This window comes from Pseudomonas sp. 9Ag, assembly GCF_902506445.1.
Lineage (GTDB): Bacteria > Pseudomonadota > Gammaproteobacteria > Pseudomonadales > Pseudomonadaceae > Stutzerimonas > Stutzerimonas stutzeri_AB.
In genome coordinates, this window is the sequence record NZ_LR733836.1 from 3669610 (window position 1) to 3684695 (window position 15086).

Here is a 15086-nt window from a genome sequence, read left to right on the forward strand (position 1 = left end):
CGGCCGACTCCTCATCGACCGGGCGTTTTCGTGTGTCAGCCGAGCAACTCGCTGAACGGCAGGTACTCCACCACTTCACCCGCTTCCAACGTGCGGTTGCGTTCGACGAGGGCCAGGCCTTCGGCCCAGCTGGCCGAGGTCAGCATCGCCGAGCCCTGCCGCGGGTGCAGGCACACGCGCATCTCGCCGTCGACCTGCTCCAGCCGTGCGCGCAGGTACTGGCGGCGGTTGTTCGGCTTGCGCCAGGCGAAGCCCGCGGTCAGGCGCAGCGGCTTGGGCAGCACCTCGGTGCAACCCTGAGCACTGAGCAGGAACGGCCGCGCCACCACCAGCGAGGTGATCAGCGCTGCAGCCGGGTTGCCTGGCAGACCGATCCACGGTTTGCCATTGACCTCGCCAAACGCCAGCGGCTTGCCCGGCTGGATCGCCAGCCGCCACATGTGCAGCTCGCCCAGTTCGCGGATCGCCTGTTTGAGGTGATCCTCCTCGCCGACCGAGACGCCACCGGAGGTGATCAACATGTCCCATTCGGAGGCTGCCAGCGCTAGGGCGTCACGGCTGGCGGCCAGCTCATCGACGAGAATTTCGTAGTCGTGAACCTCCATCCCGAGGCTGCGCAGCACGCTGAGCAGGCAGTAGCGGTTGGAGTTGTAGATCTGTCCCGGCGCCAGCGGCTCGCCGGGTTCGCGCAGTTCGTTGCCGCTGGAGAGCAAACCGATGCGCAGGCGCCGATAGACCGCGACGCGGGCCACGCCGAAGCTCGCCAGCAATCCGATTTCCTGCGGTCGCAAGCGCTTGCCGGCCTGCAGCACCGCCTCGCCGGTCTTCACCTCTTCGCCTTGCCGACGCACATGTGCGCCTGGGGTAACCCCAGGCAGATGCACGCGGTCCGCCTCGACCTGGCAGTCTTCCTGCGCCACCACGGTGTCGGCACCCGGCGGCAGCGGCGCGCCGGTAAAGATGCGCACGGCGTGGCCGGCAGGCAGTTGCTGGTCGGCTGCATCACCGGCGGCGATGCGCCCGGCCAGTGGCAGCCAACCGCCGTCGGCTGGCAGGTCGGCCGCGCGCAGGGCGTAGCCGTCCATTGCGCTGTTGTCCCAGGCCGGCACCGGGAAAGGTGCGTCGAGCGACTCGGCCAGCACCCGGCCAAGGGCATCGGCCAGCGCCACATGCTCCACCGGCGGCAGCGCCGGCACCCGCGCCAGCAGTTCGGCGATGGCCTCGTCGACCGGCTTCAGGCCGCTGGTGTCGCAGCCACAGGCGCTCATGAGCGTGGCCCGCAGTATTCGACCGCGGAAGCCTTGAGGTGCGGCACGAAGTTGCAGGGTTTGGTGCGGCTGTCCAGCTGCTCGACGAGGATCTTGTTCCAGGCGGTACGGCAGGCGTTGGTCGAGCCCGGCAGGCAGCAAACCAGCGTGCCGTTGCTCATGCCGGCCAGCGCGCGGGACTGCACGGTGGAGGTGCCGATCTCGCCCAGCGAAACGTAGCGGAACAGTTCGCCGAAGCCGTCGACGTCTTTGTCCAGCAGCGGCTGTACCGCCTGCGGAGTGTTGTCGCGGGCGGTGAAGCCGGTACCACCGGTCACCAGCACGACCTGAACGTTCTCGCTGGCGATCCAGCTGCAGACGCGGGCGCGGATCTGCCAGATGTCGTCCTTGACGATGGCCCGTTCGGCCAGGGTATGGCCGGCGCTCTGCAGGCCGTCGATCAGCGCCTGACCGGAGGTGTCGGAATCGATGTTGCGGGTGTCGCTCACCGTAAGCACCGCGATGCTCAGGGCCTGAAATTCGGTGTTGGACAAATGAGCCATGGCTCGAAACTCCTTTGAAGATGTGTGCACAGGCTGCACCCGTGCCATATGCGAACCCATTCCCCTTTGGAGGTATGCGCGCGCTAAGTGGTGCCGTGAGCGTTGCAGGCGATGGCACGAGCGGTTTCGGCGACAAGCCCCAATTGCGGCAGCTGGGCATGTGGGTCAAACCGGCAATAGCGTCCGATGGTAGCGAATTAAGCGGTCGGCTCGTAGCCCATGGGTCGTTGGCTCAACCGCCGCTGACGTTCATGAAACGCAATACCTGGACCTCCCCGCCACTGGAGAATTCGTGGCGCAACGGCTTGCGCTGCAGCGCGGCGTGAATGGCATCGATCGCCGGCTGATCACTGGTCGGGTGGCGACGCAGCAAGGCACGCAGGTCAATGGCGTTCTCATGGCCCAGGCACAGCAGCAGGCGACCTTCCACCGTCAGCCGTACGCGGTTGCAGGTGGCGCAGAAATTGTGTGAATGCGGCGAGATGAAGCCGATGCGCGTCTGCGGATGCTCCGGCAGGCGCACGTATCGTGCCGGGCCGCCGCTCTGCTCGGCCGAGTCGACCAGCGTGTGCCGCTCGGCGATCAGCGCCTTGACCTCGTCACTGGAACAGAAACTCTCGCCGCGCGAACGACCGACGTCACCCAGCGGCATTTCCTCGATGAAGCTCAGGTCCAGCCCACCGGCGATTGCGAAGTCCACCAGGTCGGCGACTTCCTCAGCGTTGCGGCCCTTCATCACCACAGCATTGAGTTTTATCCGCTCGAAGCCGGCATCGCGCGCCGCCTCGATGCCGTCGAGCACCTGCTGCAGCTGACCGGTGCGGGTGATGGCGTGGAATTTGGCGGCATCCAGACTATCCAGGCTGATGTTCAGCCGCTTGACCCCGGCGCGCGCCAAGGGTGCAGCGAGCTTGACCAGCTGCGAGCCGTTGGTGGTCATCACCAGTTCGCGCAGACCGGGCAATGCCGCGATGCGCTCGCAGAGGCCGACGATGCCCTGGCGCACCAGCGGTTCGCCGCCGGTGAGGCGAATCTTCTTGACCCCCAGGCCAACGAAGATCCGCGCGATGCGTTCCAGCCCCTCCAGGCCGAGCACCTGCTGGCGCGGCAGGAAAGTCATGTCTTCGGCCATGCAGTAGACGCAGCGGAAATCGCAGCGGTCGGTCACCGACATGCGCAGGTAATCGATCTGGCGGCCGTGGGCATCGCGTAGTTCAGTCATCGAGAACACCTCTGAAACCTCGTAGGGTGGATGACGCTATTTTCATCCACCATTGGCCCCGCCCGGTGGCGCGACCCGGTGGGGTGGTGCGAGTGCCGCCGCTTCATACACTTCCAGCCCGCAAAGGTGGATGGGTGAAGCGTCATCCACCCTACGTTGAGCTAAGTCTCCGTTATTGCATCAATGGCGTATCGGCGCCCTGCATCTGGATGCCATCGATGTGCGCCGCCCCCACCAGGTTCTGCAGGTACTGGCTGACGCCGATCTGCCAGACGCGCTGGTTGAGCTCGGCGCGGATCGAACCGGCGACGACCTCGTAGGGCAGCTGTTCGCCTTCTATGCGCTGGTCGACGGCCACCAGGTGATAGCCGTAGCGGCTCTCCAGCGGTTGCTGGCAGAGGCCGACCGGCAGACGGAACAGCTGACGCTCGAACTCCGGCACCGTCTGCCCCTTGCTGATCTGGCCCAGCGCACCACCCTGGGCCTTCGACGGACAGGCCGAGTGCTGCAGCGCCAATTCGGCGAAGCGTTGCGGGGCGGCCTGCAGCTGCCTGATCAATTCCAAGGCCTGTTCACGCGCCAGACTGCGGGCCTCGGCATCGTCCGCCGGACAGGCCAGTAGAATATGCCGTGCGGCCAGCAAGGGTGCGCTGAAGAAGCGCTGCTGGTTGCCGTTGTAGTACTGCCGGCAGGCGGCCTCATCAGCCAGCGGCAGCGGCACTTCCTGCTCGATCAGGGTGCGGGTGGCCGCCTCTTCCTCGCTCTCGCCGGACTCGGCTCGCACCACCAGCCCCAGCTCGCCGATGCGCTGCTGCAACAGCTCGCGCAACACCAGCGCCTGGGTCGCCAGGTAGACGGCCTCATCACGGCTTTCGGCCGGGTGATACTGCAGTTCCTGGGCGATGGCCTGAGAGGCGATCGCCACGCCGTTGACGTGCACCCGCGGCCACTCCTGTTCACTGCTGGCGATCAGCGAGGGTTCGCCGGGCGCCTGTTCAGCCGCAGTATGGGTTTGAACTTCGTTCGCCAGCGCCTCGAACAACGGGGCATCGACCGGCACTTCGATCTCCGGACGCGCGCCGCCACCGCAGCCGCCTCCGCCTGTGCTTCCACCACATCCACAACCCATGATGATCACCTCGCTAAAGCCGTATGAAGGTTTGGTCGATTCAGCCAGAACGGCTGACGCAAAGTGCGCCAGCCGCCGAGTCATCACGCCGGGGTCTTGCTCTTCGCCGTGGCGTAACCGGGTACAGCCGTAGGCGCGGACGTTTCGCGGGCCGGCGCTTCATAGGTACGCGGACGCTGCGGGCGTGGCATGGCCGGTTTGACGCCCTTCTGCCGAACGATCTGGTAGCGCCGTCCCAGGTACCACACCGGCGCGCTGACGATGTGCACCAGACGGGTGAAGGGGAACAGCACGAACAGGGTCACGCCGAGGAACACGTGCAGCTTGTAAATGATGCCGACCGACTCGATGGCGCCAGCAGCCTTGACTGGCTGCAGGGTGACCAGGCTCTGCGCCCAGGTGCCCAGCAGCACCATCACCGAACCGTCCAGATGGCCGGTGGAGGCGACGATGGTCAGCAGACCCAGGACCAGCTGCGCCAGCAGCACGAAGAGAATCATGATGTCGCTGGAACTGGAGGTGGCCCGCACGCGGGCGTCGGTGAGGCGGCGACGGATCAGCATCGACAAACCGATCAGGCAGAGAATGCCGAAGAAGCCACCTGACACCATCGCCACAACCTGCTTCTGGCCGCTGCTGATGAAGTGGTGGTACAGCGCCTCGGGCATCAGCAGGCCGACGAAGTGGCCGGCCAGGATGAAGAGGATGCCGACGTGGAACAGGTTGCTCGCCAGGCGCATGCGGTTGTTCGACAGCATCTGACTGGAGCCAGCCTTCCAGCTGTATTGCGACAGGTCGAAGCGCGCCCAGCTGCCGATCAGGCAGATGGCCAGGGCGATGTAGGGGTAGGCCCCGAACAGCAGGAAATTGAAGTTAGACATTGCGCACCTCCTGGGCGAGCGCGGCGGCCTGCCCGTCATGCTTGAAATCGGTCCAGTGCAGCGGCACCGGGCTTTCCTCGCGGGCCTTGCCCGGCCCGCTCGGCATGGATGGGCAGCGATCCTGCTGCTCGGCCTTCAGGAAATCGACCTGTTCCTCCTCCCAGATCCTGTCCAGCGCTTCCAGCGAGTCGTCGCGTTCCTCGGCGGCGACCTGCTCCTGCAGGCCGGCCAGGGTTTCCTGTACCGGCTCGCCGGCGATCTGCAGCAGTGCGCTGAAGCACGCGGCATGCGGGCTTTCGCGCTCCTGCAGACGCGCCGCCAGCAGCGCCAGCAAGTGCGACACATCGGCCAGCCCCTCGCGGGCCTCGAGGTCCTCGCGGGTGGCGAGGTATTCGAGGTACAGCGGGATGTAGTCCGGCAACTCGCGGACGCCGATGTCGAAACCGGCCTCGGTGTACTGCGCCTTCAGGTCGACCATGGCCTGACCGCGGTCACGGGATTCGCCATGCACGTGCTCGAACAACAGCAGCGAAAGGGCGCGGCCGCGGTCGAACAGGTCGGTGTAGCGTTCCTGAACGTCCATCAGGTCGCCCTCGGTCAGCTCGTCGAGCAGGCGCCGCAACGCAATGCGCTGCGCCGGGCTGATCTCGCGGGCCGCACCGATGGCCTGGGCCAGCTCCGCGTGGCCGTCGCGCAAGTGCTGGTCGGGATAGTCGAGCAGCAGGGATATCACTTTAAGGATGCGCATGGCTCAGTCCTCCCACAGCCGGACGGTCTGGATGATGTCGCGGCGGTTGGCCTTCTTGGCGCCGAACATGTTGGTGTCCGAGGCGCCCGAGCACCCGCTGCCAAAGCTAAAGCCGCAACCGGAACGCTCGGCGAAGGCGTCGCTCATGGCCTCTTCGCGGTGCGCGGTCGGGATCACGTAGCGGTCTTCGTAGTTGGCGATGGCGAGATAGCGGTACATGTCCTCGACCTGGGCCACCGACAGCCCGACGCTGTCCAGTACCTCAAGGTCCTGCACGCCATCGACCTGCTCGGCGCGCTTGTAGGCACGCATGGCGAGCATGCGCTTGAGGGCAAGCTTGACCGGCTCCTCGTCGCCAGCGGTGAGCAGGTTGGCCAGGTAGCGCAGCGGAATGCGCAGGCTGTCGACGTCTGGCAGCACGCCGTCCATGCTGACGTGTCCGGCCGCCGCGGCGTTCTGGATTGGCGACAGCGGCGGCACGTACCACACCATCGGCAGCGTGCGGTATTCAGGGTGCAGCGGCAGGGCCAGCTTCCAGTCGACGGCCATCTTGTATACCGGCGACTTCTGCGCGGCTTCGATCACCGACATCGGCACGCCATCCTTGAGCGCCTGCTCGATGACCTTTGGATCGGACGGGTCGAGGAATATCTCCAGCTGCTTCTTGTAGAGGTCCTGCTCGTTGACCGTGCTGGCTACTTCATGGATGCGGTCGGCGTCATACAGCAGTACGCCGAGGTAGCGGATGCGGCCGACGCAGGTTTCGGCGCAGACGGTCGGCATGCCGGCCTCGATGCGCGGGAAGCAGAAGATGCACTTCTCGGATTTGCCGCTCTTCCAGTTGAAGTAGATCTTCTTGTACGGGCAGCCGCTGATGCACATGCGCCAGCCGCGGCATTTCTCCTGGTCGATGAGGACGATGCCGTCCTCCTCGCGCTTGTAGATCGCCCCGCTCGGGCAGGACGCGGCGCAGGTCGGGTTCAGGCAGTGCTCGCACAGGCGCGGCAGGTACATCATGAAGGTGTTTTCGTACTGGCCGTAGATGTCGGCCTGGACCTTGTCGAAGTTCTTGTCCTTGCGCCGCTTGGCGAACTCGGTACCGAGAATTTCTTCCCAGTTCGGGCCCCACTCGATCTTCTCCATGCGCTGACCGGAGATCAGCGAGCGCGGCCGTGCTACCGGCTGATGCTCGGAGATCGGCGCGGTGTGCAGGTTCTGGTAGTCGAAGTCGAACGGCTCGTAGTAGTCGTCGATGGTCGGCAGGTCGGGGTTGGCGAAGATGTTCGCCAACACGCGGAACTTGCCACCGATGCGCGGATTGATGGTGCCGTCGCCATTGCGCACCCAGCCGCCCTTCCACTTGTCCTGGTTTTCCCACTCTTTCGGGTAGCCGATTCCGGGCTTGGTCTCGACGTTGTTGAACCAGGCGTATTCCATGCCTTCGCGGCTGGTCCAGACGTTCTTGCAGGTGATCGAGCAGGTGTGGCAGCCGATGCACTTGTCCAGGTTCAGGACCATGCCCACTTGTGAACGAATTTTCATTGTGCAGCCTCCACAACCGGCGCCTTGATCTCTAGAGCGGGCATGGTCCGGGGACCATGCGCTGCCACCTCGGGTGAACGAATCTTCATGGCCTATTCCTCAGATGTCTTGCGGCAGGGGTTGTGGCAGGTCGTTGCCATTCGGGCCGTCGAGCCAGTCGACCTTGGCCATCTTGCGTACCACGACGAATTCGTCGCGGTTGCAGCCCACGGTGCCGTAGTAGTTGAAGCCGTACGCCTGCTGGGCGTAGCCGCCGATCATGTGGGTGGGCTTGAGCACCACGCGGGTCACCGAGTTGTGGTGGCCGCCGCGGGTCTTGGTGGTCTCGCTGCCGGGCACGTTCACGATGCGTTCCTGTGCGTGGTACATCATCACCATGCCTTCCATCACGCGCTGGCTGACCACCGCACGGGCCGTCAGGGCGCCGTTGGCGTTGAAGCACTCGATCCAGTCGTTGTCCTCGATGCCGGCCTTCTTGGCGTCGACTTCGCTCATCCACACGATCGGGCCGCCACGGCTCAGGGTGAGCATGATCAGGTTGTCCGAGTAGGTGCTGTGGATGCCCCACTTCTGGTGCGGGGTGATCCAGTTGAGGACGATCTCGGTATGGCCGTTGCTCTTCTTGCCCTTCACATAATCGATGGTGCGGGTGTTGATCGGCGGCCGGTAGCTCATCAGTTGCTCACCGAAGGCCTGCATCCAGGGGTGATCCTGGAAGAACTGCTGGCGGCCGGTGATGGTGCGCCACGGGATGAACTCGTGAACGTTGGTGTAGCCGGCGTTGTACGACACATGCTCGTCCTCCAGTCCTGACCAGGTCGGGCTGGAGATGATCTTGCGCGGCTGTGCCTGGATGTCACGGAAGCGGATCGCCTCGTGCTCCTTGGGCAGCGCCAGGTGGCTATGGTCGCGGCCGGTGAATTCCGACAGCGCGGCCCAGGCCTTCACCGCCACGTGGCCGTTGGTTTCCGGCGCGAGGCTGAGGATGACCTCGGCCGCGTCGATGGCCGACTCGATCTGCGGACGCCCCTGGCTGACGCCCTCGTCGCGCACCTTGTAGTTCAGCTCGCCGAGGAAATCGACCTCAGCCTGGGTGTTCCAGTTGATGCCCTTGCCGCCGTTGCCGAGCTTGTCGAGCAGCGGGCCGAGGGAGGTGAATTTCTTGTAGGTGGCCGGATAGTCGCGCTCGACCACCGCCATGTTCGGGCAGTTCTTGCCCGGCTGCGGATCTGTGCCAGCGGTTTTCCAGTCGGTGCCGCCGAATGGCTGAGCCAGTTCGCCGGGGCTGTCGTGCAGCAGCGGTACGGTGACCAGATCCTTCTCCACCCCCAGGTGACCTTCGGCCATCTTCGAGAAGGCCTTGGCGATGCCCTTGTAGATTTCCCAGTCCGAACGCGCTTCCCACGCCGGGTCGATGGCCGCCGACAGCGGGTGGATGAAGGGGTGCATGTCCGAGGTGTTCATATCGTCCTTCTCGTACCAGGTCGCAGTCGGCAGGACGATGTCGGAGTACACGCAGGTCGAGGACATGCGGAAGTCGAGGGTGGTGACCAGGTCGAGCTTGCCGATGGCGCCGTCGTCCTGCCATTCGGCCTCGGTCGGCTTGAAGCCGTCGCGCTTGCCGAGGTCCTCGTTCATCACGCCGTTCTTGGTGCCCAGCAGATACTTGAGCATGTACTCGTGGCCCTTGCCCGAGCTGCCCAGCAGGTTGGAGCGCCAGATGAACATGTTGCGCGGGAAGTTTTCCGGGCTGTCCGGCTGCTCGCAGGAGAAGCGCAGCGAGCCGTCCTTGAGCGACTGGGTGACGTAGTCCACCGGCGACAGACCGGCCGCTTCGGCATCACGGCAGATCTGCAGCGGGTTGCGGTTGAGCTGCGGCGCGCTGGGCAGCCAGCCGGCGCGTTCGGCGCGGATGTTGTAATCGAGCATGTGCTCGGGGAACTGCGATTTGTCGGCCAGCGGCGAGAGCACTTCGTGAATGCTCATCTTCTCGTGGCGCCACTGCGAGCTGTGGTTGTAGAAGAAGCTGGTGCCGTTCATCTGCCGCGGCGGACGGCTCCAGTCTAGGCCGAAGGCCAGCGGCAGCCAGCCGCACTGCGGACGCAGTTTTTCCTGACCCACGTAGTGCGCCCAGCCGCCACCGGTTTGACCGACGCAGCCGCACAACATCAGCATGTTGATCAGGCCGCGGTAGTTCATGTCCATGTGGTACCAGTGGTTCATCGCCGCACCGACGATGATCATGGAACGGCCATGGGTCTTGTCGGCGTTGTCGGCAAATTCGCGGGCGATCTGGATCGCCTTCTCACGCGCCACGCCGGTGATGACTTCCTGCCAGGCCGGGGTGCCCGGCACGCTGGCGTCGTCGTAGCTCTTGGCGACATTGCCGCCCCCCAGACCACGGTCAATGCCCAAATTGGCGGCCATCAGGTCGAACACGGTGGCGACCTTGGTGGTGCTGCCGTCGGCCAAGGTGATGCTGCGCACCGGGACGCGGCGCAACTGGATGCTCTCGCCTTCGGCGTGCTGGAAGTGCTCGTGGAGGATGCCGCCGAAGTACGGGAAGGCAACCTCGGCCGTCTCACCGCCCTCGATCTGGGTCAGGGCGAGGTCAACGTCACGGCCGTCCTTGCCTTCGCGGGCTTCGATGTTCCACTTGCCCTTCTCGCCCCAGCGGTAGCCGATGGAGCCGAGCGGCGAAACCAGCTCGCCGGTGCTGCCGTCGACGGCGATGGTCTTCCACTCGGGGTTGTTGTCCTGCCCGAGGTTGTCGGCGAGGTCCGAGGCGCGCAGGAAGCGGTCGGCGATGTAGCTGCCGTCCTTCTCGTTCAGGCGCACCAGCACCGGCATGTCGGTGTAGCGCTTGGCGTAATCGCGGAAGTACGCGCTCGGCGTTTCGAGGTGGAATTCCTTGAAGATGACGTGGGCGAACGCCTGGGCCAGGGCGGCATCGGTGCCCTGCTTGGGGTTGAGCCAGAGGTCGGTGAGCTTGGCGACTTCGGCGTAGTCCGGGGTGATAGCGACGGTCTTGGTGCCCTTGTAACGGACTTCGGTGAAGAAGTGCGCGTCCGGGGTACGGGTCTGCGGGACGTTGGAGCCCCAGGCGATGATGTAGTTGGAGTTGTACCAGTCGGCCGACTCCGGCACGTCGGTCTGCTCGCCCCACACCTGTGGCGAGGCCGGTGGCAGGTCGCAGTACCAGTCGTAGAAGCTCAGACACACACCACCGATCAGCGACAGGTAACGGCTACCGGCGGCGTAGGAAACCATCGACATGGCCGGAATGGGCGAAAAGCCGATGACGCGGTCCGGGCCGTACTGCTTGACGGTGTAGACGTTGGCGGCGGCGATGATCTCGTTGACCTCTTCCCAGCTGGAACGGATGAAACCGCCCATGCCACGCTTGCTCTTGTAGGACTCGGCCTTAGCCTTGTCCTCGACGATGCTGGCCCAGGCGTCGACCGGGGTCATGCTGCGCCGCGCCTCACGCCACAGTTTGAGCAGCGGTTTGCGCACCTTGGGGTATTTCAGGCGGTTGGCGCTGTAGATGTACCAGCTGTAACTGGCGCCGCGCGGGCAGCCGCGCGGCTCGTGGTTGGGCAAGTCGTTGCGGGTGCGTGGGTAGTCGGTCTGCTGGGTTTCCCAGGTGATCAGGCCGTTCTTCACGTAGATCTTCCAGGAGCACGAACCGGTGCAGTTCACCCCGTGGGTGGAGCGCACGATCTTGTCGTACTGCCAGCGCGAGCGGTAGACGTTCTCCCAGTCGCGGGATTCGATGCGGGTTTCGCCATGACCGTCGGCGAACTCGTCTTGCTTCCTGTTGAAGAAGCGCAGTTGATCGAGCAAGTGGCTCATTGGTTATTTCTCCTCACTCCGGTTGCGAACCACGGGCCCGACCGGTCGGCTTATCAATCTCGGCTGGCCGATCTCTGGGACCGGCGCATCAGGGTAGAAACGTCAGGACGCAAGCTTCTGGCGGGCCTCCAGTTCGCGGTCCACGCTGGACACGTAGTACTCGTCGGAGAACGCGCCCTCGGGCTCCTTCAGCCAGAGCAGGCAGAGCCCGAAGCTGACGAACGCACCGGCGGCAATCACCATGAAGAACTGTGAGGGGGTCACGAAGGTGTAGAGGGTCAGGTAGCAGACGGCGCCAACGTTGCCGTAGGCCCCGGCCATGCCGGAGATCTGCCCGGTAACCCGGCGCTTGATCGAGGGGATGATGCCGAAGGTCGCACCCTCGGCGCCCTGGACGAACATCGAGCAGGCCACGGTGATGGCGACAGCGACGATCAGCGGCCAGGACGCGTTCATCAGCCCCATCAGGAAGAACCCGACGGCGATGCCGAGCATGTAGGCGAGCATGACGAAGCGGCGGTTGCCGAAACGGTCGGAGACCAGCCCGCCCATGGGCCGCGCCACCAGGTTCACGAAGGCGAAGGAGGCGGCAATGATGCCCGCGGTGGTCGGGGTCAGACCCCAGGTCAGCTCGAAGAACATCGGCAGCATCGACACCACCGCCAGCTCCGCACCGAAGTTGGCGAAGTAGGTGGAGTTCAGCGCAGCCACGGTGTTGAAGGGGTACTTGTCGTCTTCCGGCACGCCCTTCTTCAGGATCGGTATGTTGACCCGCAGGATCTGCACCACCTGGAAGATCACCACCAGCGCGATCACCGAGTAGCAGATCGCCGCGCCGGTCGCACCCAGGTAACCCAGCCCCTCGATGCGCCAGACCAAGATGCCCAGCACGCCGACCATGGGGATGGTCCAGACGATCAGCTTGATCATGTCGGCCCAGGTGCTGACTTCCAGCGCGCTGGCCTTGTGCGGCTTGCGGTGGATGGTGCCGACCGGGCCGTCGGTGAGCGCGAACCAGTAGTACACGCCGTAGACGGCCATGATGATCGCCGAGCTGGCGATCGCCCAGCGCCAGCCTTCCGGCCCACCGAAGGCATGGATGGCGATGGCCGGCAGGCTCATGGCGGCAGCGGCTGAACCGAAGTTGCCCCAGCCGGCGTAGAAGCCTTCGGCGAAACCGATGTCCTTGGGCTTGAACCACATGGCGGTCATATGGATGCCAACCACGAAGCTGGCGCCGATGGAGCCGAGGATCAGCCGCGACACCAGCAGCTGGGTGCGGCTATCACCCAAGGCGAAAAACAGCGCGGGCGCCGCCATCGTCACCAGCAGCACCGAGAACACCCGGCGAGGCCCCCAGTGGTCGAGCGCCATGCCGACCAGGATGCGCGCCGGGATGGTCAGCGCCACGTTGGCGATGGCGAACAGCTTGAGGTCCTCGGGCGTCAGCCAGTTCACGCTTTTCAGCATGCTGGAGGCCAGCGGCGCCATGCCGAACCAGACGAAGAAACAGATGTAGAAGGCAATCCAGGTCAGGTGCAGGGCCCGGATCTCGGGGCGCTTCCATTCGAACAGCGTAGAAACTCTCATGTTGAGCTCCTCACTCAGGGGCAGGCTTGAATCAGGACCGGGCAAGGCGCCCGGCGGGCCAGGAAGGCGCTGACGCTGCCGAAGGTCATGTAGTCGAGCTCGTCGACCAAGAGATTCAGCGAGCGGGAGATGAAGCCGCCGTCCGGTTCGTTGGAATGCCGCGCGATGACCAGCAGGTCGGGCTTCTTGTGCTCGGCGGCCTTGAGAATCATCTTGCGGGCGTCCCCTTCGGCCAGCATCACGTCGACGTCCAGGCCGAAAGCACTGACCTTGGCCGCCGCCTCCTGCAGGAAGGCCTGAAATTCGCGGCGTTCACGCTCGTAGAGCTCGGCCGCCGAATCGCTGGTATCGCGGGTGTCTTCCACCACCCCGATCAGCATGATCAGGGGGTTGAGCGGACCGAACATCTCGAGGGTGGCGTCCAGGGCTTTCCTGGCGTTACGCGAGTTGTCGTAGGCAAGCATGATGTTCATGGCGGCTCTCCGGACTCAGGGGTTCTTCACGTAAGCGTTGGGGCGCAGGTAGAACCACCAGTTGAGGATCAGGCACAGCGCGTAGAACACCGCGAAGCCGTACATAGCCACTTCCGGGGTGCCCGCCTTGACCTGTTCGCCGATCACGATCGGGGCGACGAAGGAGCCGTAGGCGGCGACAGCGGAGGTCCAGCCGAGTACCGGGCCGGCCTTCTCGCGGTCGTAGATGACGCCGATGGTGCGGAAGGTCGAGCCGTTGCCGATGCCGCTGGCGGCGAACAGCACCAGGAACAGCACCAGGAACAGGAAGAAGTACTCTTCAGGCTGGGCCGAGCTGTAGGCCTGCTGCATCACGTAGCCGGCCGCGACCGAGGCACCAACCATGACCACCGAGATCACCTGGGTGACGATGGAGCCGCCGACCTTGTCGGAAATCCAGCCGCCCAGCGGGCGGATCAGGGCGCCAATGAACGGCCCGATCCAGGCGTAGGTCAGCGCACTCGGTGCGTTAGGGTTGGCGACACGGGTCACCACGCCATCAGCGCCGACCTCATTCATGAACCCAAAGATCACCGTGATCGACAGCGGCAGCGCCATGGAGAAGCCGATGAACGAGCCGAAGGTCAGGATGTAGAGAACGCTCATCGACCAGGTGTGCTTGTCGCGAAAGATCGCAAACTGGCGCTTGATGTTCGGGCTGATGCTGCCCGGCAGCAGGCGCAGCATGCCGAGCGTCGCGCCGATGGTCAGCAGCATCACGCCCCACATATTCAGCACGCCGAGGCCAGTCGGCGCAGGCAGGTAGAGGTACAGGCCGACGGCGGCGGCGAAAAAGGCCACGGCGTAGAGACCAAGAATCTTGCCGAAGGCGTTCAGCGGGTAACCCGGCGTCGGCGAGATCACCAGCAGATTGTTCATGCCGAACCAGCCGGCGAAAGCCAGCGGCACCAGGAACAGCAGCCAGACCCAACCGCCATTCTGAATCCAGGTATCGGTTCCGGCAGGAATGCCGCCGATCAAGGTGCCGCTGTCCTTGACCAGTGTCATCGGGTCGCCGGCGATAAAGCCGAACACACCGGCAGTCATCACCAGAGGGATCAGGATCTGCATGGTGGTGACACCGAAGTTACCGAGGCCGGCATTGAGGCCCAGGGCCAAACCCTGCTGGTTCTTCGGGAAGAAGGTGCTGATGTTGCTCATCGAGCAGGCGAAGTTGCCGCCGCCGATACCAGAGAGGAAGGCGAGCAGCTGAAAGACCCACAGCGGTGTGTCCTGGCTCTGCAGGGCAATGCCCGCGCCGGCGGCAGGAATCATCAGCAGTGCGGTGGTCAGGAAGATGGTGTTGCGCCCGCCAGCGATGCGGATCATGAACGACGCTGGAATGCGCAAGGTGGCGCCGGTGAGGCCGGCGATGGCGGTCAGGGTGAAAAGCTCGGCGGGCGCGAAGGGAAAGCCCAGGTTGAGCATCTGCACCGTGACGATGCCCCACATCAGCCAGATGGCGAAGCCCATCAGCAGGCTCGGAATGGAAATCCACAGATTGCGATTGGCGACCCGCTTGCCAGTGGTGTCCCAGAAGATCTGGTCCTCCACGTCCCACTTTTCGATATTGCTCATTGGTCGATCCTCTTGGCGCCAAGACACCCGGCCGGCAAACGCAGCGGGTTCAGGAATGGCTTGCACGCTAAGCGGGGGGGATCGATCCGAATTTGACTGTGGTCAACACAGGGTGAATGGCGATTTGCCACACACCCTCTAACTACCTCTTGCGAGGTATCCCTATCTCAACAATAAAAATGTCATTGAATCAGCAGGTTAGGTAGTGGCGCCGGCCAG

10 protein-coding genes and 1 pseudogene are annotated in these 15086 nt (G+C 64.4%); all 11 read right to left on the minus strand.

Annotated elements, in window-relative coordinates:
* Window positions 1-35 precede the first annotated feature (35 nt).
* The 11 genes and pseudogenes from glp to ALTERO38_RS16715 all read right to left on the minus strand — a co-directional run bounded on the left by glp (window position 36) and on the right by ALTERO38_RS16715 (window position 14867).
* A complete protein-coding gene (glp, locus tag ALTERO38_RS16665; protein ID WP_159969060.1) occupies window positions 36-1268 on the minus strand; it encodes a gephyrin-like molybdotransferase Glp in 1233 nt (410 codons plus the stop codon).
* A complete protein-coding gene (moaB, locus tag ALTERO38_RS16670; protein ID WP_019339935.1) occupies window positions 1265-1810 on the minus strand; it encodes a molybdenum cofactor biosynthesis protein B in 546 nt (181 codons plus the stop codon). Before moaB ends, glp begins: the two co-directional genes overlap by 4 nt.
* A 232-nt stretch (window positions 1811-2042) precedes the next feature.
* Window positions 2043-3032 (minus strand): GTP 3',8-cyclase MoaA, encoded by a 990-nt coding sequence (gene moaA / locus ALTERO38_RS16675; RefSeq protein ID WP_159969061.1) that lies wholly within the window; start codon window positions 3030-3032, stop codon window positions 2043-2045.
* 172 nt (window positions 3033-3204) lie between these two features.
* The gene (locus ALTERO38_RS16680) at window positions 3205-4161 is read right to left on the minus strand and encodes a peptidylprolyl isomerase (RefSeq protein ID WP_159969726.1); all 957 of its coding nucleotides are present in this window, start codon (window positions 4159-4161) and stop codon (window positions 3205-3207) included.
* Between the two features lie 206 nt (window positions 4162-4367).
* Window positions 4368-5042, minus strand: a pseudogene (gene narI, locus ALTERO38_RS16685) (respiratory nitrate reductase subunit gamma); the annotation flags it as partial.
* A complete protein-coding gene (gene narJ / locus ALTERO38_RS16690; RefSeq protein WP_159969062.1) occupies window positions 5035-5790 on the minus strand; it encodes a nitrate reductase molybdenum cofactor assembly chaperone in 756 nt (251 codons plus the stop codon). The pseudogene narI and the gene narJ, both read right to left, overlap by 8 nt.
* 3 nt (window positions 5791-5793) lie before the next feature.
* Window positions 5794-7332 (minus strand): nitrate reductase subunit beta, encoded by a 1539-nt coding sequence (gene narH, locus ALTERO38_RS16695; RefSeq protein WP_159969063.1) that lies wholly within the window; start codon window positions 7330-7332, stop codon window positions 5794-5796.
* A 99-nt stretch (window positions 7333-7431) separates the two neighbouring features.
* On the minus strand, window positions 7432-11187 hold the full coding sequence (locus ALTERO38_RS16700) for a nitrate reductase subunit alpha (RefSeq protein ID WP_159969064.1): 3756 nt from the start codon (window positions 11185-11187) through the stop codon (window positions 7432-7434).
* Window positions 11188-11289: 102 nt separating this feature from the next.
* Window positions 11290-12777 (minus strand): MFS transporter, encoded by a 1488-nt coding sequence (locus ALTERO38_RS16705; protein WP_159969065.1) that lies wholly within the window; start codon window positions 12775-12777, stop codon window positions 11290-11292.
* 14 nt (window positions 12778-12791) lie between these two features.
* Window positions 12792-13250 carry a universal stress protein gene (locus ALTERO38_RS16710; protein ID WP_045430483.1) on the minus strand — a complete coding sequence of 153 codons (459 nt, stop codon included), beginning with the start codon at window positions 13248-13250 and terminating at the stop codon, window positions 12792-12794.
* Window positions 13251-13265: 15 nt separating this feature from the next.
* On the minus strand, window positions 13266-14867 hold the full coding sequence (locus ALTERO38_RS16715; RefSeq protein ID WP_159969066.1) for an antiporter: 1602 nt from the start codon (window positions 14865-14867) through the stop codon (window positions 13266-13268).
* Between the last annotated feature and the right edge of the window lie 219 nt (window positions 14868-15086).